The sequence below is a fragment of the Ruficoccus amylovorans genome (assembly GCF_014230085.1).
Lineage (GTDB): Bacteria > Verrucomicrobiota > Verrucomicrobiia > Opitutales > Cerasicoccaceae > Ruficoccus > Ruficoccus amylovorans.
Genome location: NZ_JACHVB010000025.1, coordinates 92,570 through 109,992, shown reverse-complemented (window position 1 = coordinate 109,992; position 17,423 = coordinate 92,570). Strand labels below are relative to the sequence as shown.

Below are 17,423 nucleotides of genomic sequence, written 5' to 3'. Positions count from 1 at the left end.
TCAGCTTTCCTTGGGGGCTTCCGAGGGGGCGTCCTTGGCGGCTTTTTTCGCCGCTTTCTTGGCGGGGCGGGGCGGGAACTCGAACTTGATGCCGCCGTCGTCCTGGAGGATGAGGAAGGCGTCGAAAAGGCGCTTGGTGCGGTTCGAGCGGAAGCCCTGGATGAGGTCCGTCTTGCGGTTGGTCAGGAGCTTTTTGATCTGCTCGGCGGGGAGAGCCTTGCCGAGCATGTTGCGGCTCATGCGGAAGGTGGCGCGACCCTTGGCGTCTTTGCCCTCGGAGATGTAGGCGTTGGGCGTCTCGTGCACGGGAGTGTTGTCCACGGGGGAGGTGCCCACGACGGGGAACTGCGACAGGTCGATGTCCTCGTCGCCGGGGCCGTTGCCGTTGTCGCCGAAGTCCAGCTCTACGCGGAGGGAGCCGTTGTCCTTTTCGGCCAGCTTGAGCACGGCGGAAAAGGCTTTGCCCATGCGGGACTTGAAGCCGTCGAGCGGGCCGATCTCACCCTTGTCCAAGAGGACTTCCACCTCGTCGGGGTCGAGCTTGCGGTTGCCGATGACCTTGTTGACGGAAACCTTCGGGATGGCGCGCCCACGCACATCAACCGACTCCTGCGAGAACCACGCGCGGTGGTCTTCGAGCAGGGGGGTTTTGTCCAGAGGGGAGATCAGGTGCGTCTCCTTGGCCGGGGGCGGGGCGTTGAGGTTGTTGATCATCTCCTCGGTCATGGAGGCGATGCCCTTCATGAACTCATCGCGGGAGAGCGTGCCCTCCTCGATCTGACGGAGGCGGTGCTCCCACTCGCCGGTAAGCTCGGGGCGGGTGAGGGCGTCGATCTTAAAGGTGCGCAGGAATTTGACCAGATCCTCGGCCTTGTGGGTCGGGGCCAGGTCGCGGCCTTCACGCTCGATGTAGCGCTCCTTGACCAGGTGGTCGATGGTCGCGGCGCGGGTGGCCGGAGTGCCCAGGCCGCGTTCCTTGAGGGCTTCGCGCAGTTCCTCGTCCTCGACGAACTTGCCCGCGCCTTCCATGGCGGCCAGGAGAGTGGCTTCCGTGTAGCGGGGCGGGGGGCGGGTCTGGTCGGCCTGGAGTTCGGCCTGCGCGAGGCGGGCCTTGGCCGGTGAACCGTCTTCGGGGGAAAGGGCCGGCAGGGTGTCTTCGCCGCCCTGGCCGCTGCCCTTGCCGTAGGCTTCGAGCCAACCGGCGACGGCGAGGACCTTGCCTTCGGTCTTGAAGGCGTGCCCGCCGAGCTCGCTCATGCGGGTGGTCACGTCGTACTCGGCCGGGGGGAAGAACACCGCCATGAAGCGCCGAGTGATCATGTCATAGATCTTCTGCTCGCGCTCCTGAAGTTTTTTCGGGGAGGTGTTGGTCGGGATGATGGCGAAGTGATCGCTGACCTGCTTGTTATTAAAGATACGCTTGTTGCCGGTGACGACCCAGTCGTTGGCCAGGACCTTTTCGGCGTGGATGGCGTAGGGCTCGGGCAGGCTGGCCAGGGTGTCGCGCACGGTGTGGCCGTAGTCCTCGGGAAGCGCCCGCGAGTCGGTACGCGGGTAGGTGATCATCTTGTGCTTCTCGTAGAGGGCCTGGGCGATGTTGAGCGTCATCCCGGCGGGGAAGCCGAAGCGGCTGTTGGCCTCGCGCTGGAGCGTGGTCAGGTCGTAAAGACGCGGGGAAGCCTGACGGGTGCGCTTTTTCTCCTCGGTGACGGCGGCCTCGGGCCCGGCGGCGAGGGCTTCGAGCAGGATGCGCTCGGCCTGCTCCTTGTCCCAGAGGCGGTCGGCGCGGTCGTGCTCGTCGTCGGCCTTCTTGAAGTCAGGCTTCTGGTAAACCCCGTCGTAGGCGCCGGCGGTGATGTTGAAGTTGCCGAGGATGCGCCAGTAGTCGCGGGCCTTGAAATTGCGGATTTCGCACTCGCGTTCATAGACGAGCGTGAGGGTGGGGGTCTGGACGCGGCCCACGGTGGCGGCGGTGCCGCCGCGGCGACCGAACTGGACGGTGGCGCCGCGGGTGCCGTTGATGCCGATGAGCCAGTCGGCCTCGGAGCGGGAGCGGGCGGCGTCCTGCAGGGGCTGCATCTCCTCGGAGGAGCGCAGGTTGGAGAAGGCGTCGCGGATGGCCTGCGGGGTCATGGAGGACATCCACAGGCGGCGGATGTCCTTTTTGTCGCCCTTGGCCAGTTCCATGATGTAGGTAAAGATCAGCTCGCCCTCGCGTCCGGCGTCACAGGCGTTGATGATCATGCCGACGTCGTCGCGGGCGATGTGCTTTTTCAGCTCCTGGAACTTCTTCTTGGTCTTGTCGATGGGCCGGAGCTTGAAGGTCTTCGGCACGATGGGGAGGGTCTTCAGCGTCCAGCGTTTGTAGTCCGGGCTGATGTCCTCGGGCATGATAAGCTCCACAAGGTGGCCAACGGCCGAGTCGATGATGTACTCGTCGTTTTCGTAGTGGTCGCCTTTACGGGGGATGCGGCCAAGGACGCGTGCGAGGTCGCCGGCGACGCTGGGTTTTTCCGCGATGACAAGGGTTTTCATGAAAATTTTAACAGGAAGGTCGGGAAGAACGGAGAAAGGGCTATTTATCCGCTCCTTTCAAGGTTAACCTGCGAATTCCTTTTCGAAATTCGGATTCGTAGAAGTTGAAAATCAGGCCGACCGGAGCATTCAGAAGCTTCATGTAGCTCAGTGTTTGAGCGATATGCTCGGGGCGAACCGCTTCGACTACTTTCAGTTCTACCAGCAGGGATTGCTCAACAAAAATATCTGCCCGTATGTGTTCATTGAACACTTCTCCGCGATATTCGATGGGGATACACAGCTCCGCCTCAACCATCAGGCCTTCCAGCGCCAAATCGCGCGAGAAGGCCTTCTGATAGATGGATTCAAGCAGCCCCGGTCCGAAATGGCGATGCACTCGAAAGGCCGAATCGATGACGGTTTTCGTCAACTTGTCGGCTCTTTCAAACTTTTCGTGCATGCTTCCCGGCTCTTCCCGTCCTTCCTGTTAAAAGGATGTCTCTACTTGGCGGCGAATTCGGGGAGCAGGCTGTCGAGCGCGCTGAGCAGCTCGGCCATGGTCTCGTCGGTTTCGTCGCCCATGTTGGAGATGCGGAAGGCTTTGCCCTTGAGCTTGCCGTAGCCGCCGTCGATGACGCAGTTGTAGCGGCTCTTGAGGGCTTCGTTGAGCTTGGGCAGGTCGATTTCGCGCAGGTTCTTGATACAGTTGAGCGTGACCGAGCCGTACTCGGGGGCCGGGAGCAGTTCCATGCCGTTTTTGCTGACCCACTCGCGCACGAGGTTGTTGAGGCGCAGGTGGCGGGCGTAGCGGTTTTCCAGCCCTTCCTCGAAGATGTCTTCCAGCTTGCTCTTGAGCGCGTAGATGAGCGGAATGACCGGCGTGCTCGGGGTCATGCCCTTCTCGTAGTTCTTCTGGAACTCGATGAAGTCAAAGTAGTAGCCGCGGTTTTCGACGGTCTCGGCGCGCTTGAGGGCCTTTTCCGAGACGGAGAGCAGGGCGAGGCCGGGCGGCAGGGCGAGGGCCTTCTGCGAGCCGGTCAGGATGATGTCGAGGCCGAGGGCGTCCTTATCGATCTTGAGGGCCGAGAAGGAACTGACCGTGTCCACGATGGCAATGACCTCGGGGAACTCGCGCAGCACGGCGGCGATTTCCTCCAGCGGGTTCATGGTGCCGGTCGAGGTTTCGTTGTGAATGATGGTGATGGCGTCGTACTCCCCGGTGGAAAGCTCCTTGCGGATGTCCTCCGGGTCGATGGGGGTGCCCCATTCGTATTTGAGCTCCTTGGCCTGGAGGCCGCAGCGGAGGGAAACGTCGTACCACTTGTCCGAGAACGCGCCCGAGCAGCAGTTGAGGACCTTCTTTTTGACCACGTTGCGCAGCGAGCCTTCCATCACGCCCCAGGCGCTGCTGGTGCTCAGGTAAACCGGGTCCTGCGTGTAGAGGAGCTTCTGGAGGGAGGGCTGGATGGCCTGAAACAGCTCCACGAAGTCCTTGCTTCGGTGGCCGATGACAGGTGTCGTCATCGCGCGATAGGTTTTTTCCGACACCTGGATCGGACCGGGAATGAAGAGTTTATAGCTCATGGAAAAGAGTTCAGGGAAACAGAATCCGCGCTGCCGTCAACAGAGTTTGCAGACGCACAAAAGATAGGAATGCCCCTCGCGGGGGCCAGAACCGCCTTAAGATGCGGTTTCGCAGGCGGCCACACGGAAGGGCTCGCCGGTTTCGCCCTCGGGGCTGCGCTCCTTGATGATCGTCCGGTTATGGTCGGCCATGACGATGACGCGTGGCTTCCAGCTCCTGGCTTCCTCGTAGGGCATGTGCGCGAAGTTCATGATGACCAACAGGTCGCCGGGCTTGCCGCGGTGGGCGGCGGCACCGTTCAGGGCGAAAGTGCCGGAGCCCTCGGGGGCCTCAATGGCGTAGGTTTCGAGTCGTTCGCCGTTGGTGATGTTGCCGACGAGGATTTTTTCGTAGGGCAGTAGGCCGATGCGCTTCATGAGCGCCCCGTCAATGGCGAGGCTGCCTTCATAGTCCGCTTCGGCTTCGGTGACTTCTGCCCGGAGGATTTTGCTTTTAAGGATTTCGACGGTCATGACCGGAATGGATTCAAGCGATCCAATTAAGCAGATTTCCGGCCAAAGGTCAATCAAACGCTCGGCCTTTGATCCGATTGCCGGGGCGGGGTTGTGGCCGGGTACCGCCTACAGCCAACGGTACCCTTTACGGAAACCGGAAGGCTCCTGCCCCTTCCGGTGACGAATTACTGCCGGGCCTTGTTTTCGGTGGACTTGAGCATCTCGGCAATGCCCAGGGGCAGCTCGGAGAGGACTTTCTGGGCGTCGGGGCTGTCGGTGTTGATGAGGGCGACGAAACCCGTGCGGTAGCCGGGGAAGAGTGCCATAGCCACGCTGTGGCGGTCGTAGCTGCCCTCGGTGCCGATGATTTCGACGTTGCGGTAGTAGCGGCGGCTCCAGCCCATGCCGAAGTTGCGGCTGTCCTCGGTGCGGGCGGGTTGCCAGCGTTCGCGCACACTGACGGTGTCGGCGATCCGCTGGCCGTCGGGAGTGAGGCCCATATTCAGCTCGGTGATAAGCCAGCGGGTCATGTCGCGCAGGCTGGCCTTGAGGCCGATGGCGGGGGCAAAGGCGTTCTGCTCGGGCTGCCAGAAGCCGGTCGGGTCGTAGCGGCCCCGGTCGGCGTACTGGTGGGCGCTGGCCATCTGGCCGGAGGCCTGGGCTTCGGCCAGGGAAAAGGTCGCGTCCTCCATCCCGACCGGGCCGAAAATCTTATCCTGCACGGTCTCGATGTAGTCCTTGTAAAATTCGCTGTCCTTGCCGGCGGAGCGGGGCAGCAGGTAACCGGCGGCGGCGATGCTGACCAGGCTGCGGCTGAAGCGCTGGCCGGGGTTGGCGCTGACGGGGGCCTGCGCGATGACGGCCATCACGTCCTCGGGGCGGGCCCAGGCCGGGTCGAGGATGTCGTCGGTGTAGTCGGGGATGCCCGCCGTCATGGTCAGGAGCTGGCGGATGGTGACTTCGCCGGAAAGCTCGCGTGCGCTCATGCGGAAGCGCGGCCAGAGCTTTTGGGCGGGCTTGTCGTAGGTAAAGGACGGGCTCTCCAGGCTCGCGGCGAGCAGGGAGGTAAGCGCCTGGCTGGCGGGCCCGGCGTTGAAGCGCGTGCGCTCGGTCAGGCGTTCGCCGGTCTTGAGGTTGGCGTAGCCGACGACTTGCTGGAGGACGACTTGCCCGTCCTGCACGATGGCCAGGGCCATGCCCGGCAGGCCGTAATCTTCGGCCAGGTCGGTGATGTACTCTCCGAAACGCTCCAGCATCTCGGGCGAGATCGCCGGGTGGGCCGCGCCGGGGGTGAGCGCGCGCACGGCGGCCATGTCGCTCACATCGAGGGCGGGGTTGATGTCCTCCTTGGGCGGTTGCAGGGGGATGACCAGCCCGCCGTCGCGAAACGACGCCTGGGCCGCGAGTTCACTCGCACACAGGGTAAAGAGAAGGACGGGAACAAGCCCGCGGCAAAGTTGCCACCAGCGCATGCCTGATTAATGTGCGCGTTGTCCGCCCGGCTACAAGGGAAAAGCAACCGGCGGGTTCTTCTATTCAAAAACAAACAGCGTGCCGCCGAGGCGGCTGATGACCTGCTTGACTTCCTGCGAGTCGTTGACGCTCTCGCGGCGGCTGACGACGGCTTCGCGGCCATTGCGGATGTAAAGGTCCATCATGGCTTCGTACAGGTCGCGCACATCCTCGGCGCGGGCCAGCCGGTACTCGATGGTCTTGGCGTGGGTCGAGGTCGGGTAGTCCTTGACAACGAGCCCGCCCTGGGCGGAGTTCAGGGAGTCGTCGGCCTGCTGACGGAGTTTTTCGACGGCGGTGGGGACGCCGGTGCGTTGGGTCACGGCCTTGGGTGCGCCCTGCTGGGGGAGGGCGTCGGTCAGCACCGACGGGTCAAAGGCTTCGGTCGCGTACACGCGGAACTGCGAGGTGACCCCGCCGATGTCCACCACCAGCTCCGTTACGAGGTAGGGGCCGGTCTGGTATTTCTGAAGGGAAATCGCGTACACCATGTCGGCGCGCCCGTAGAAGGACAGGTCGTCGGGCATCTCTACGCCGAAGATGGCCGGGTTGTTGATCTCGCCGTAGCGGATGACAAGCTCCCCCCGCGCGGACGTGATGACCGACAAGAGCAGGATGGAAAGCACAGCGGGGCGGGTGAGGAGCGGGAACTTCATAGTCGGCAACAATGACCGGCAGCCTAGCGCCTTGCCCACCAAAGGGAAAGCCCGGAATTCTCAGGAACGGCCAAATCGGTGCGACTCCCGGTGACATCAGGTGCCCCTGAAATTGTCCTGTGCGGTCACGCACTGGAGGGTTGGCGTCGCAGTCTCCAGAAATTATAGCAAGAACTTGGCTAACGCTACACTAGACGTTTTGCGCACGGGCGTGTTTCCAGTACAGGGCGGCGGCCTCGGTGCGGCGGGTGACGCCGAGCTTGGCCATCATGTGCGAGCTGTAGTTCTTGACGGTCTTTTCGCTCAGGCCCATGCGCTCGGCGATTTCGCGGTTGGTCATGCCGTCGGCCATGAGCGTGAGCACGCGGGACTCCTGCTGGGAGAGGATGTCCAGTGGGCTGGAACTGGGCTGGGTGTGGTGAAAGGCGGCCAACAGGATGTCGCTGTCCACGTAGCACTGGCCACGGGCGGCCTTGCGGATGGTTTCGAGGATGGTCTTGCTGTCGGCGTTTTTGGGAATGAGCCCGTCGATCCCGCAGGAGATGGCCTGGTGGATCATTTCCTGGTTGGAGTGGGAGTTCAGGCACACGACGGCGCACTGGGGAAGTTCTTCCTTGATCCAGGGGCGCAGTTCGTAGCCGTTGCCGTCGGGCAGCACCATGTCGAGCACGACCACATCCGGTCGCTGGGAGAGGATGACAGCGCGCGCGCTGCCCATATCCGGCGCGACTCCGACGACGTTCAGGTCATCGCTGCCGTTGATCATGTACTCAAGGCCGTGGCGGACAATTTCCTGTCCGTCAACAACGACGATGCGCACGAGAGCCTGGTCTGGTTTAATGGTCATGGTACTGCGGTAAAACAAAACCCCGCTTCGCAAGCGGTGGAATGAGCCCGACTGAACATGGCACGTTGTCCGATTCGGAATTCTTGATTCCGGGGTTCGGGTGTGCGTTCGGCGGGTCAGTATTACTTGCAGACCATATCGCTCTTTTTCTCTTAAACTTTAGCGTCTAATTTACATTCGGTCCCGGCGCTGTCGGGAAGTAGCTAAGAGAAAAGCCCGAAAGGCTATTAACTGTGCTGCAGCGCGATCATCTGGTGGCAGACGAGTCGGGGCAGACGGAGGCGCAGGGGGCCGTCGCCGGATTGCTCGAAGGCGAGCGGCTCGCCTTCGGGTTCCAGGGTGACGGCGCGGATGGCGACGCCGGGCCGCAGTTCGACCTCGATATTGTCCACGGGCATGAGTTCGTCGATGACTTCGTAGGATGCCTGCTTACCGGCGGCGTTGCCGCCGTGCAGATCGCTGATGCCGCCGCGGTTGATGGTGTTGGCGTAAAGCAGATGCAGGATGTGGCGGGCCTCGGCCTCCTGATGGGTCAGGGTGACGCGTCCGGTCGAAGGCAGGCCGCGCAGGCTCAGGGTCTCGTCGCTGCCGAGCAGGCTGCGCAGGGCGCGCCCGATAATCTGGCGCAGGGCCACCTGGCCGAAGCCCCGGTAGATGGAAAAGACCGGGTGGGCCAGGTAAAGGACATTGCCCTTGCGTACGCCACCGGCGTAGCCGGAGGGTTCGGTCCGGGCGGGGGCGTGCTGATGGCTGCAAAAATGGTCCCAGGCGCGGTTGAAGTACGGGTCGTAAATCTCGCCCAGCGACTCGCCGTCGGTGACTTTCAGCCGTCGGCTGCGCCGGTACATGACCAGCGGGCTGGCTACGAAGTCCGCCCTCAGTGCCTCGGTGGGGAGCAGGTAGTCGGGGAGAAATTCGGAGGGCGCGCCGACTTCGCCACCGATGTCGAAAAGCATCTGGCCGCTCTCGGAGTCGATACCGCTGTCACCGGTGAGGAAGAGCTTCCCGCCCGCGGCGAGGTAGGACTTGAGTTTGGTCGCGAGTTCCGGGCCGACGGCCACATTGTCCGGCAGCACGAGCATCCGGTAGGCGGTAAAATCGGCCTGCGGATCAATCACGTCGAACAGGATGTGCTCCTCCAGCAGCACGCGGGCCGCGCCGGTGTCGGAGGCGTCGTCGCGCTCCTTGTTGCGGAAGGCTTCGGCGGCCCGGGTGGAGACGCTGCTGAGGATGGCGGCGTCGGCGACATTGCGCGCCCCTTCGACAAAGGCTTCCTTGCGGGCGACTTCGCGGTAGGCGTGGCCGATAATTTCATACGTGCTCCCGTCGAGCTGGCCGACCGGGTGGAGTTGGTCACCGACACTGCACTTGGCTCCGTAGGCGAGCATGGCGCAGCACTCGTAGCGCAAGGCGTTGGGGGACTTGTAGCCGCCGAACTCGCCCCAGGTCGTATGGAACTTGCCCGTCATCCCGAGGTAGTCCAGGCCGAGCGTGTGGGCGTACTTGGCCGAGAGCGGGAAGTGGTCGTAACCCCAGCCGCCGGTGGGCAGGCTCTCCAGCTCCAGGTGGCTGAACCACGGCAGGATCTCGCGGAAGCCGGGCACGAGGTGTCCGCTGTTGTGGAAAATCGGCATGTCCGGGTTAAGGTTGCGGACGGCCTCGGTGGTGCGTTGGTAGTACTTGAAAAGCGCGTCCACCTTGCTCTGGGCGCGGTCACCGGGGTTGGCCGGGTCGAGGCCCTTTTCGCGCATGTGCTTGAGCGCCCACTCCGAGCAGTCATCGAACTGCGAGATGATGTCCAGAAAGATCCCGTCCGCCTCAGGGAAGAGTTTAACCACTTCCTGAATCTGCTCGCAAAGATGGTCGAGGTAGGGCGAGTGAAAGCTCATGCACTTGAAGCCTGCCTCCAGTGGCGATTGGGTCCAGCCGGCGTAGCTGCCGTCCGGGGTAATCATGCGCCATTCGGGGTGCTCCTCGGCCATGAGGTTGTGGACTCCGGCGGTCAGGTAGATGGGCACGTTGATGTCGATCTCCTTGCTCGCCTCGTACTGGGCGCGCAGCAGGTCGAAGTTCAGGCCCGGGTGCCGTTGGCCGACCTGGGTGTCGTAGTAGCTCCAGCCGTGGTGGCAGGTGGCGAAGGTGGTAACGCTGTTGACGGCGGCCTCCTGAAGCGTGCGCTGCCAGGCTTTTTTGTCAAAGCGCTCGCCGATGCGGTCAATGGCACCGGAGGTGTGGAAATCAAGGTGGATTTGGCGAAAACGCAGGGGCTGGGTCATGGTTCCAGCGTGCTGGTCTTTGTGGGGCGGCGGAAGAGTAAATACTTGTCCGGGTTTGGTGTATAGTGGTATATATTTGTCATGGAAGAAGCTCCGGCCTGGCTGGAATACCTGCGTCATCCGCCCGAAACGGTGCGGCTGTCCTACGGCGTTCACGGCCAGTATGTGGACCGGGAGAACTTCCTCCTGAAGGATGCCTGGGCGATGCATTTCCACAATTACGAGGGCGAGTTGTGGGCCGGGGAGGGGTGCTTTTCGTTGCACGCCGGAGCGGTGTCGCTGATTCCGCCGGGACAGCTTTTTACCTACGTGTACCGGGGGCGTTCGGAGCACCTTTATGTGCATTTTAAGATGCGGGCTGCTGTCCCGGCCCCGCGAGTGCGGGCGCGTTTCTTCCCGGCGGAGCGGCGGCTGGACGCCTTGCAGGAGCGGCTGGCCGAGGTGGTCGGCTACCGTGACGGCGACTTCGCCCGGACCGACGCCCGCCTGTGGGATGTGCTCTGGGGGCTGGCGCAGGTGGAGTCGTTTCCCCGCGCCCGCACCGCGCACATGGAGTTGGTGGACCGGGCGGCGCGCATCTGCCAGCAGGAAATGGCCCAATGTCCCGGCGTGGCCGAGTTGGCCCGCCGCTGCGGGCTCTCGCACAGCCAGTTTATCCGCGTGCTGAAGGCCCACACCGGGCTGACCCCGCAAGCCTGGCTGCGCAAGCTGCGTACCGACCGCGCCCGCGAACTGCTGCTTCACTCGGACTTGCCGGTCAAGGTCGTGGCCTGCGAAGTCGGCCTGGCCGATCTCCAGCACTTCAACAAGCTCGTGCGCCGCACCTTCGGCTGCTCCCCGCGCCACCTGCGCGAGACCGGCGGTTGAGCGGCGGGGGCGCGATAGGCCAAGGGGATTGCCCACGAAGGGGCCGGGTCTCTCAGGGCTCGGCGTGGCCGCACGCCCGTGCGATCTGGACGGCGTATTTGCGGCGGATCTCGTCGGCACCGTCCTGGCGGCCTGTGTTTTCCAGGTGTTCGAGGTAGGTTGCGAGCTTGTTGCCGGGCTGGCCGGGGAGGTTGCCGTCGGTGAGGCGGGCGTGGAAGGGGCCGCCCTCGCGGATCACGGTCCAGAGCGGATCGACCACGTCGTTGGCGTTCAGGGCCATGCGCTGCATCTGCGCGTCGTGCCAGCGGGAGAGCCGCCATTGGCCTTCTTGGCAGAGGTCGGGACGGGCCGGGGCGAGGTTGTCCTGCTCGTGTGGGTCGGCCTCCAGGTCAAAGAGCATTTCCTGCGGGAAGAGGTGGAAACCGTCGTGGTAGGTGCGCAGGTAGAGCCATTTGCCCCAGCGGACGGAGCGCTGGCAGACGTGGGCGCACTGGCTGAAGACCACTTCGTCGCGGCCCGTGTCCGCACCGTCTGTGAGGGCCGGGGCGAACGATTCGCCGTCCCAGAGCGGCTGCTTTTCGCCGCTGAGGAGATCCATCAGGGTGGGGGCGAGGTCGAGGTTATAGTGGAATTTTGCGTTGCGTGCGCCCTTGGGGCCGCCGGGGTATTTGATGATAAGGGGGATGCGGCAGGTGGCCTGGTCGGCGGTGCCGTGCTCGCCGTAGATACCGAGTTCGCCGAGATTTTCACCGTGGTCGGCGGAGATGACGATCATGGTCTCGTCGTAAACCCCGGCTGTCTTGAGCTGGCGGACGATGGAGGCGACCTGGTCGTCCACGTACTTCACGCCGGTGTCGTAGCCGTCGATCATGCGGCGCAGGGATGCGGGGTCGGTGATCTTGCCGGGGTGGCGCGGGAAGTCGGGCGAGGTGCGGTCGTCGTACATGCCGATTTCCTGCATGGTGTGCGGGCCGGTCATTTGCCTGTGGCGCTCGATGACCTCGTCGCTGTCGAGCCAGGCGGGAAGCGGTTCGTTGGCGAAGGGGTCGCCGTAGTCGGCGGGCACGCGGTAAGGGGTGTGCGGGTCCCAGTAGTTGATGTGGAGGAACCAGTTGTCGTTGGCGGCGTGGTCGGCCATCCACTTGTCCACTACGGGTTGGACAACTTCGGCGGACTCCATGCCGCCCTGGCCTGTGTTGTGGATTTCGTTGAAACCGGCGTAAAAGTGCCAGGCGGCATGACGCTGGCCGAAAGGACTTATCATGGCCGTGTGGTAGCCCAGCAACTGGAGTTGGCGGGCCAGCCCCTGCTCGTCGAAGGTGTCACGGAAATTGCGGCCCGGCCCCTGAATTTTCGGTTGGGCGGCGGTGCCACCGTGCCCGACGACGCCGGTGTGGATGCCAAAGCGCCCCGAGTAGAACGCCGTGCGCGAGGGCAGGCAGGGGGCGTCAGGGGCGTACACATTCTCGAAGACGAGCCCCTCGGCGGCAATGGCGTCAATGGCGGGACTGGTGTTGCGGTGGTAGCCGTAGCAGCCGAGATGGTCAGGGCGCTGGCTGTCGATGTCGATATAGAGTATGCGCATGGCTTGGATGTGTGGTCGGTTGGCAAGAATCAGGCGAGCAGGTCTCTAAGTTGCTGGAAGCGGGTATCCGCTCCCGGTCGTTGGGTGAAGTGGTAGGCCTCGGCCAGTGCGAGCACGCCCGCGAATTGCCCGTCTTCAATGACGGCGATGGCGAAGCGGCGGACGGCGTTGCTGTTGTAGGCGGGGTCGAAGGCGTTTTCCTCCCGGCGGGCGAGGGCGATCTGCGCGCGGACTTTGGCGAGCGGGAGGGGCTGCCTTTCGCCGTTGGCGGGGTAGTGGTCCATGACCACCGGGGCGGGAGCGTCGGGGTAAAAGGCGTAACCGAGCCGGGCGACCGCTTCGAGTTCGTCCCCCCAGAGGCGGACGTAGCCGGGACGGACTTTTACACACAGTTCGCTCTCCGGGTTTTTCTGGAGCACGAGGCGCATGCCTTCGGCACCGGGCTCATACCACTCGATGGTGCAGCGGCTTTCCGCGCACAGGGCGGGCATACGTGCCTCCAGGCGGTTGCGCAGGAGCGTGAGCGTGTCAGCGGCAGGCTGGAGCTGCCAGAGGGGTTCGTAGGTTTTCTGCGAGGTTCGGCGGACCATGCCCAGCGTCTCCAACGTAGCCATCAGCCGGAAAACCGAGGCTTTGGGCAGCTTCAGGCGCGTAGCCAGACTTTCCAGCGACTGTGGCGAGTCCTGCGCCAGCGCGGCCAGGATGGCCAGTCCCCGGCCCAGCGCCGGAGCCGGGGTTTCGGGCTGGCAAAGTGCCTGTGGATCTAATTGTTTCATTTGTGGAATATGTTTTATATGTGAAAAATGGCAGCGCAAGCCTAAAATCCGTCCTCGCTATGCGAACCGGGGCTGCCTGATTTCTCCATGCGTTCGAGCTGTCGGTGAACTCGACGGGTATGATGTCCTCGAATGCTCGTCAGAAGCGCAGTTATAACGCGTTTTGACCGATAAAAGGGCATTGACACCGGCATGATTGAGGGCAACCTGTTGGCGCATAAACCTGTTTTTGAAGATGGATACCCGCAGCCGTAAAATCACGCACTCAGTAAGTGTTGCCGCGGGACTCAGGTAAGTTTTTATAACCATCCGTCTTTTACCTGTTTGACCCGCGAATTGTCCGCGGGTTTTTCGTTTTTTGGGAAAGCCTGTCGGCACCGGTTCGAACGCATCTTCTTTCCCGTTATGAGTTTTCTTTCCAGACTTTCACACGAATCCCGTCCGACGGTCATTCTGGCGATACCGCTCATCGTCGGCCAGCTCAGCCATATGCTGACCGCTACGGCTGACACCGTCATGATCGGCCGACTCGGGGTGACACCGCTGGCGGCGGCGACCTTTGCCAACACGCTGCTGTACCTGCCGCTGATGTTCGCTATCGGACTGACACTGGCCGTATCCATCCAGGTTTCGCAGGCGCGTGGGGCGAAGGATCCGGCGCTGGCCCGCTCGGCGTTGCGGCACGGGCTTTACCTGTCCGCCGGGACGGCTTTTATCACGGTGGCTGGGGCACTGCTAGCCCTGCCGTTGCTGCCGTTATTCCGGCAACCGGAGGAGGTGGTGGCGGCGGCTCCGGCCTACTTTATTTTGGTGGCGGTATCCTTCATGCCCGCGATGGGATCGATGGTGATTAAAAACCACGCTGACTCCATGAACCGGCCTTGGCCACCGCTCTTTATCCTGCTCGGCGGGGTGGCGGCGAACGTCTTTCTCAACTGGCTCCTGATCTATGGCAACTGGGGCTGCCCGGCCTGGGGGCTGGAGGGCGCGGGCGTGGCAACGCTGCTGGCACGGGGCCTGACGCTGGCTGCGCTGATCGGCTGGTGCCGCTGGGACGCCCGTCTGCGCGAGTGGGTGCCCGCCCGCTGGCTGCGCCCCCCGGACTGGGAGGCCCTGCGCAAACTCTGGAAACTGGGCTGGCCCTCCAGCCTGCAACTGTTGGCCGAGGTGAGCGCCTTTGTCATGGCGACACTGATTATCGGCACGCTCGGGGCGGACGCCCTGGCCTCTCACCAGGTGGCCATCACCTGCGCGGCCACGGTTTTCATGGTGCCGATGGGGATTTCCCAGGCGGTCACAGTACGTGTCGGGGAAAGCTTCGGGGCTTGCCGTTTTGCAAGCCTGCGTCCGATCCTGGCCGGTGGCTGGCTGATGGGGATTGTCTTCACGCTCTTCAGTGCGAGCGCTTTCCTGCTGCTGCGCCACGAGATCGCGGGCTGGTTCCTGCCCGAAAGTCCGGCTCAGGCGCTCGCTGCCGCCTTGCTGCTGGTGGCGGTCGCGTTCCAGTTGGGCGATGCCGTGCAGATCATTTCGGTGGGGGCGCTGCGAGGACTCGGTGAGGTGCGGTTCCCCGCCTGGATGTCGTTTTTCTGCTGCTGGTTTATATCGATCCCGACGGGCTGGCTCCTGGCCTACCCGGCAGGGTGGGGAGTCGAGGGTGTCTGGTGGGGGCTGACAATCGGCCTCACCGTGATGTCGCTGACCTTCGGCGTGCAGTCCTGGCGAAAAACCTCCCCGAGTCGCCCTGTGCCGCCGTACATGACACCAGGGACGGAGTCCTTGACCCTGTGATCCTGCGGGTCACTGATGACTCCGGCCAACGCGGAGTCATGGGCAACAGCGGTTGACGCCGGGTCAGGCGAACTTCATTAGGTCCCCAATCAGGCTTCAAAAGCTGCCGGGCAACTGCGTGTTGGCTGCGGAGGAGGGGGCTTCGTCTTCGTGGCGGGAGATGGCGACCAGCAATTAACTACTCAGCCATTTAACCATTCACCCTTTCAAAATAACTTGCCGGGGCGGGGCTTGATCGGGAAGCGGCCGAGCCAGAACTGGATCAACAGGAAGCCGAAGATCATCCCCCCGAGGTGGGCGAAGTGGGCGACGCCGGACATGGTGCCGGTCACGCCCATGATGAGTTCGACCACGCCGTAGCCGAGCACGAACCAGCGGGCTTCGACCGGAAAGGCGATGAAGATCAGCTTCTGGCGCGGGAACATCATCCCGTAGGCCAGCAGGAGCCCGAAGACCCCGCCGGAAGCCCCGATGGTCGGATAACCCTTGCCGTACGAGACGAAGAGCTGGGCGATGGCCGCCCCGAAAACGCAGGCAAAGTAATAGAAAGCGAACCGCTTCGAGCCCCAGACCCGCTCGATGACCGAGCCGAACATCCAGAACGCGAACATGTTGAAAAACAGGTGCGTAAACCCGGTGTGCATGAACCCGTAGGTAATCATCTGCCACGGGGCGAAGGGTGACTGCCAGCCACTGTGCGTAGTGAAGATCCACGGATTGGAAACCGGCCACAGGGCACAGTACTTCATGAGTGGAATTTTCACCTGCAGGCTGAAATTCATCAGCAGGAAAACGGCCACGTTGGCCACGAGCAGGGTCTTCACCACCGGCGGAAAACGCGAAAAGGTCGCGGGCTGCGATTCGTAAGGGTTGGTTGCGTTAATCATCAAGAAAGTCGCTTGTCTGGGTCTTTCCGGGGACGCAAAAAGTTCCATCAACCGGCCGAGTCGGCCGGTTTTCTGGAAAACACGTCGGTGCCGGGCTGCACCGGACGGTTTTGCCCAATCCCCAATCCCTCTTTGGTAGCGGTGATGGCGCAAAGCGCAAACACAATGCGGGGATTTTGTTGCCCGAAGGCCGGACGGGTCATGAGCCGGAGGCGGCTGGCCGGTCAATAGTGGGGCGGCTTTTCCTGCGCGGGCATGCCCTTGTCGTCCATGCCCTGGACGCGGCCCTTGAGCGAGGTCAGTTCGCGGGTGAGCAGCGCGAGACGTTCAGCCTGCTTGAGCATTTCGCGGTCCTGCTGTTCCAGGTGGCGTTCGAGGTAGGCGATACGCGCCTCCAGGTCGTTGAACCGTTCTTGGTCGCTTGACATGTCCGGCACGCTGACGCCTGGCATGCGCTTTGGCAATCACAGGAATGGGTGTGTCAAAATTTCACATGAAACAGATGGGTGAGAGACGCTGGTTTTGTGGATAGTGTCAAAATGTCCCTGTCGGGTGGTTCGTTAAAATATGACAAATGATTGATGACCAATGATAAATAAAAAATGCCTCCGCTGGCATTCGTTGTGCAATAGAAGGAGCGTCCAACAACTTTAACCCACACAAGGAGGTAAAACACCATGAACTTCATAACCCGTTACAATCCGTTCAACGAAGCGCTCCGCGAATTCGACCGCCTGTTTGACTTGAGTGCGCCGCGCACCGGCCTCTGGGGCCGTATGCTCGAAAGCGGACCCTTCAGCAACGCCCCGGCGACCGACTTCTATGAAGACGCCGACAACTACTACGTGAAGGCCGAACTGCCCGGCGTGAAAAAAGGCGACGTGAAGCTCGAGTTCGACAAGAGCACGCTGACCCTCTCCGCCGCCCGCACGCAAAAGCAGGGCGAGAGTGAGCAGAGCTTTGCCTTCAATCGCACCGTCCGGGTGCCCGACGGCGTCAACGGCGAAGCGGTCAAGGCCGCCTTCGAGGACGGCATCCTAACCGTTACGCTGCCCAAGGCTGAACAGGCCAAACCGCGCCAGATTGACGTTCATTAACAAAAAAAGACACGCGGCGGGGCTGCATCGCTGCCCGCCGCCTTGGCTGAAAACTTTAAAACACAATCACTTAATTAAAAAAAAAGGAGACCCTTACCATGAAATGCGAAGTTGAAAAACGCGAAGACCAAGCCCCTGTCCAGACCGCCCAGCAGCAGAGCTGGCGCAAACCGTGGTTCACCACCTCGGAATCCGAGGACGGCTACCTTGTGGAGGTTTACGTCCCCGGCGTGAACAAGAGCGGCGTCGAAATCGCCTTCGAGGAAGATTCACTCGACATCACCGCCCGCCGCTCCGACGCGAAAACGCCGGAAGGCTGGAAGGCGCTTCGCCGTGAGATCGCTCACGAGGACTACCACCTGCGCCTGCACCTGAACGTGCCGGTCGATACGTCCGCAATCAAGGCCCGGGTTGAGGATGGCGTCCTCAGCATCGAACTGCCCAAGGCGGAGGAAGCCAAGCCCCGCAAGATCGCGGTGAGCTGATCTGGCTCGGGGTTTGTTTTGAAAAAAGTGAGTTTAGGCAGAACGAAC

General features: G+C 62.6%; 17 protein-coding genes. 4 read left to right on the top strand and 13 right to left on the bottom strand.

What is annotated here, in order from left to right; all coding sequences use genetic code 11:
• From H5P28_RS10000 to H5P28_RS09965, 8 genes are all read right to left on the bottom strand, one after another.
• On the bottom strand, positions 1 to 2,535 hold the full coding sequence (locus H5P28_RS10000) for a DNA topoisomerase III (protein ID WP_185675572.1): 2,535 nt from the start codon (positions 2,533 to 2,535) through the stop codon (positions 1 to 3).
• Positions 2,536 to 2,575: 40 nt separating this feature from the next.
• Entirely contained in the window at positions 2,576 to 2,977 is a 402-nt protein-coding gene (locus tag H5P28_RS09995; RefSeq protein WP_185675571.1) for a GxxExxY protein, read from the bottom strand.
• 41 nt (positions 2,978 to 3,018) lie between these two features.
• Positions 3,019 to 4,101, bottom strand: coding sequence for a pyridoxal-phosphate-dependent aminotransferase family protein (locus tag H5P28_RS09990; protein ID WP_185675570.1), 1,083 nt, complete (start codon positions 4,099 to 4,101; stop codon positions 3,019 to 3,021).
• A 96-nt stretch (positions 4,102 to 4,197) separates the two neighbouring features.
• The gene (gene panD / locus H5P28_RS09985) at positions 4,198 to 4,614 is read right to left on the bottom strand and encodes an aspartate 1-decarboxylase (RefSeq protein WP_185675569.1); all 417 of its coding nucleotides are present in this window, start codon (positions 4,612 to 4,614) and stop codon (positions 4,198 to 4,200) included.
• Positions 4,615 to 4,781: 167 nt separating this feature from the next.
• On the bottom strand, positions 4,782 to 6,068 hold the full coding sequence (locus H5P28_RS09980) for a serine hydrolase domain-containing protein (RefSeq protein WP_185675568.1): 1,287 nt from the start codon (positions 6,066 to 6,068) through the stop codon (positions 4,782 to 4,784).
• Positions 6,069 to 6,128: 60 nt separating this feature from the next.
• Positions 6,129 to 6,764, bottom strand: a complete 636-nt coding sequence (locus H5P28_RS09975) for a hypothetical protein (RefSeq protein WP_185675567.1) — start codon at positions 6,762 to 6,764, stop codon at positions 6,129 to 6,131.
• Positions 6,765 to 6,954: 190 nt separating this feature from the next.
• Positions 6,955 to 7,611, bottom strand: a complete 657-nt coding sequence (locus H5P28_RS09970) for a response regulator transcription factor (protein ID WP_185675566.1) — start codon at positions 7,609 to 7,611, stop codon at positions 6,955 to 6,957.
• A gap of 227 nt (positions 7,612 to 7,838) precedes the next feature.
• Entirely contained in the window at positions 7,839 to 9,887 is a 2,049-nt protein-coding gene (locus H5P28_RS09965; RefSeq protein ID WP_185675565.1) for a beta-galactosidase trimerization domain-containing protein, read from the bottom strand.
• An 81-nt stretch (positions 9,888 to 9,968) separates the two neighbouring features.
• Between H5P28_RS09965 and H5P28_RS09960 the strand changes: the two genes are divergently transcribed.
• Positions 9,969 to 10,754, top strand: a complete 786-nt coding sequence (locus H5P28_RS09960) for an AraC family transcriptional regulator (protein WP_185675564.1) — start codon at positions 9,969 to 9,971, stop codon at positions 10,752 to 10,754.
• 52 nt (positions 10,755 to 10,806) lie between these two features.
• Here H5P28_RS09960 and H5P28_RS09955 read toward each other — a convergent pair whose 3' ends face one another.
• Positions 10,807 to 12,339 (bottom strand): sulfatase family protein, encoded by a 1,533-nt coding sequence (locus tag H5P28_RS09955; RefSeq protein WP_185675563.1) that lies wholly within the window; start codon positions 12,337 to 12,339, stop codon positions 10,807 to 10,809.
• 29 nt (positions 12,340 to 12,368) lie between these two features.
• Positions 12,369 to 13,115 (bottom strand): helix-turn-helix domain-containing protein, encoded by a 747-nt coding sequence (locus H5P28_RS09950; protein WP_185675562.1) that lies wholly within the window; start codon positions 13,113 to 13,115, stop codon positions 12,369 to 12,371.
• A 405-nt stretch (positions 13,116 to 13,520) separates the two neighbouring features.
• Here H5P28_RS09950 and H5P28_RS09945 point away from each other — a divergent pair, with 405 nt between their 5' ends.
• On the top strand, positions 13,521 to 14,906 hold the full coding sequence (locus H5P28_RS09945) for an MATE family efflux transporter (RefSeq protein ID WP_185675561.1): 1,386 nt from the start codon (positions 13,521 to 13,523) through the stop codon (positions 14,904 to 14,906).
• Positions 14,907 to 15,112: 206 nt separating this feature from the next.
• On the opposite strand, the gene H5P28_RS09940 is transcribed toward H5P28_RS09945, so the two are convergent.
• The 3 genes from H5P28_RS09940 to H5P28_RS09930 are packed head-to-tail and all read right to left on the bottom strand — an operon-like array spanning position 15,113 to position 16,221.
• On the bottom strand, positions 15,113 to 15,793 hold the full coding sequence (locus H5P28_RS09940; protein WP_185675560.1) for a rhomboid family intramembrane serine protease: 681 nt from the start codon (positions 15,791 to 15,793) through the stop codon (positions 15,113 to 15,115).
• Between the two features lie 47 nt (positions 15,794 to 15,840).
• Positions 15,841 to 15,996, bottom strand: a complete 156-nt coding sequence (locus tag H5P28_RS09935; RefSeq protein WP_185675559.1) for a hypothetical protein — start codon at positions 15,994 to 15,996, stop codon at positions 15,841 to 15,843.
• Positions 15,997 to 16,017: 21 nt separating this feature from the next.
• Positions 16,018 to 16,221, bottom strand: a complete 204-nt coding sequence (locus H5P28_RS09930) for a SlyX family protein (protein WP_185675558.1) — start codon at positions 16,219 to 16,221, stop codon at positions 16,018 to 16,020.
• A 249-nt stretch (positions 16,222 to 16,470) separates the two neighbouring features.
• Between H5P28_RS09930 and H5P28_RS09925 the strand changes: the two genes are divergently transcribed.
• Both H5P28_RS09925 and H5P28_RS09920 read left to right on the top strand, forming a co-directional pair.
• Complete coding sequence (locus tag H5P28_RS09925) at positions 16,471 to 16,890, top strand: Hsp20/alpha crystallin family protein (protein WP_185675557.1); 420 nt, start codon at positions 16,471 to 16,473, stop codon at positions 16,888 to 16,890.
• 98 nt (positions 16,891 to 16,988) lie between these two features.
• Positions 16,989 to 17,375: an Hsp20/alpha crystallin family protein gene (locus H5P28_RS09920; RefSeq protein ID WP_185675556.1), complete on the top strand. Its 387-nt coding sequence runs from the start codon at positions 16,989 to 16,991 to the stop codon at positions 17,373 to 17,375.
• Positions 17,376 to 17,423: the final 48 nt, after the last annotated feature.

Excerpts from the sequence above, each read along its gene's own strand:
- panD (WP_185675569.1), bottom strand. The coding sequence starts at position 4,614 with ATGACCGTCGAAATCCTTAAAAGCAAAATCCTCCGGGCAGAAGTCACC.
- H5P28_RS09975 (WP_185675567.1), bottom strand. The coding sequence starts at position 6,764 with ATGAAGTTCCCGCTCCTCACCCGCCCCGCTGTGCTTTCCATCCTGCTC.
- H5P28_RS09980 (WP_185675568.1), bottom strand. The coding sequence starts at position 6,068 with ATGCGCTGGTGGCAACTTTGCCGCGGGCTTGTTCCCGTCCTTCTCTTT.
- H5P28_RS09960 (WP_185675564.1), top strand. The coding sequence starts at position 9,969 with ATGGAAGAAGCTCCGGCCTGGCTGGAATACCTGCGTCATCCGCCCGAA.
- H5P28_RS09925 (WP_185675557.1), top strand. The coding sequence starts at position 16,471 with ATGAACTTCATAACCCGTTACAATCCGTTCAACGAAGCGCTCCGCGAA.
- H5P28_RS09990 (WP_185675570.1), bottom strand. The coding sequence starts at position 4,101 with ATGAGCTATAAACTCTTCATTCCCGGTCCGATCCAGGTGTCGGAAAAA.
- H5P28_RS10000 (WP_185675572.1), bottom strand. The coding sequence starts at position 2,535 with ATGAAAACCCTTGTCATCGCGGAAAAACCCAGCGTCGCCGGCGACCTC.
- H5P28_RS09955 (WP_185675563.1), bottom strand. The coding sequence starts at position 12,339 with ATGCGCATACTCTATATCGACATCGACAGCCAGCGCCCTGACCATCTC.
- H5P28_RS09995 (WP_185675571.1), bottom strand. The coding sequence starts at position 2,977 with ATGCACGAAAAGTTTGAAAGAGCCGACAAGTTGACGAAAACCGTCATC.
- H5P28_RS09940 (WP_185675560.1), bottom strand. The coding sequence starts at position 15,793 with ATGATTAACGCAACCAACCCTTACGAATCGCAGCCCGCGACCTTTTCG.
- H5P28_RS09970 (WP_185675566.1), bottom strand. The coding sequence starts at position 7,611 with ATGACCATTAAACCAGACCAGGCTCTCGTGCGCATCGTCGTTGTTGAC.
- H5P28_RS09945 (WP_185675561.1), top strand. The coding sequence starts at position 13,521 with ATGAGTTTTCTTTCCAGACTTTCACACGAATCCCGTCCGACGGTCATT.
- H5P28_RS09965 (WP_185675565.1), bottom strand. The coding sequence starts at position 9,887 with ATGACCCAGCCCCTGCGTTTTCGCCAAATCCACCTTGATTTCCACACC.
- H5P28_RS09930 (WP_185675558.1), bottom strand. The coding sequence starts at position 16,221 with ATGTCAAGCGACCAAGAACGGTTCAACGACCTGGAGGCGCGTATCGCC.
- H5P28_RS09920 (WP_185675556.1), top strand. The coding sequence starts at position 16,989 with ATGAAATGCGAAGTTGAAAAACGCGAAGACCAAGCCCCTGTCCAGACC.
- H5P28_RS09935 (WP_185675559.1), bottom strand. The coding sequence starts at position 15,996 with ATGACCCGTCCGGCCTTCGGGCAACAAAATCCCCGCATTGTGTTTGCG.
- H5P28_RS09950 (WP_185675562.1), bottom strand. The coding sequence starts at position 13,115 with ATGAAACAATTAGATCCACAGGCACTTTGCCAGCCCGAAACCCCGGCT.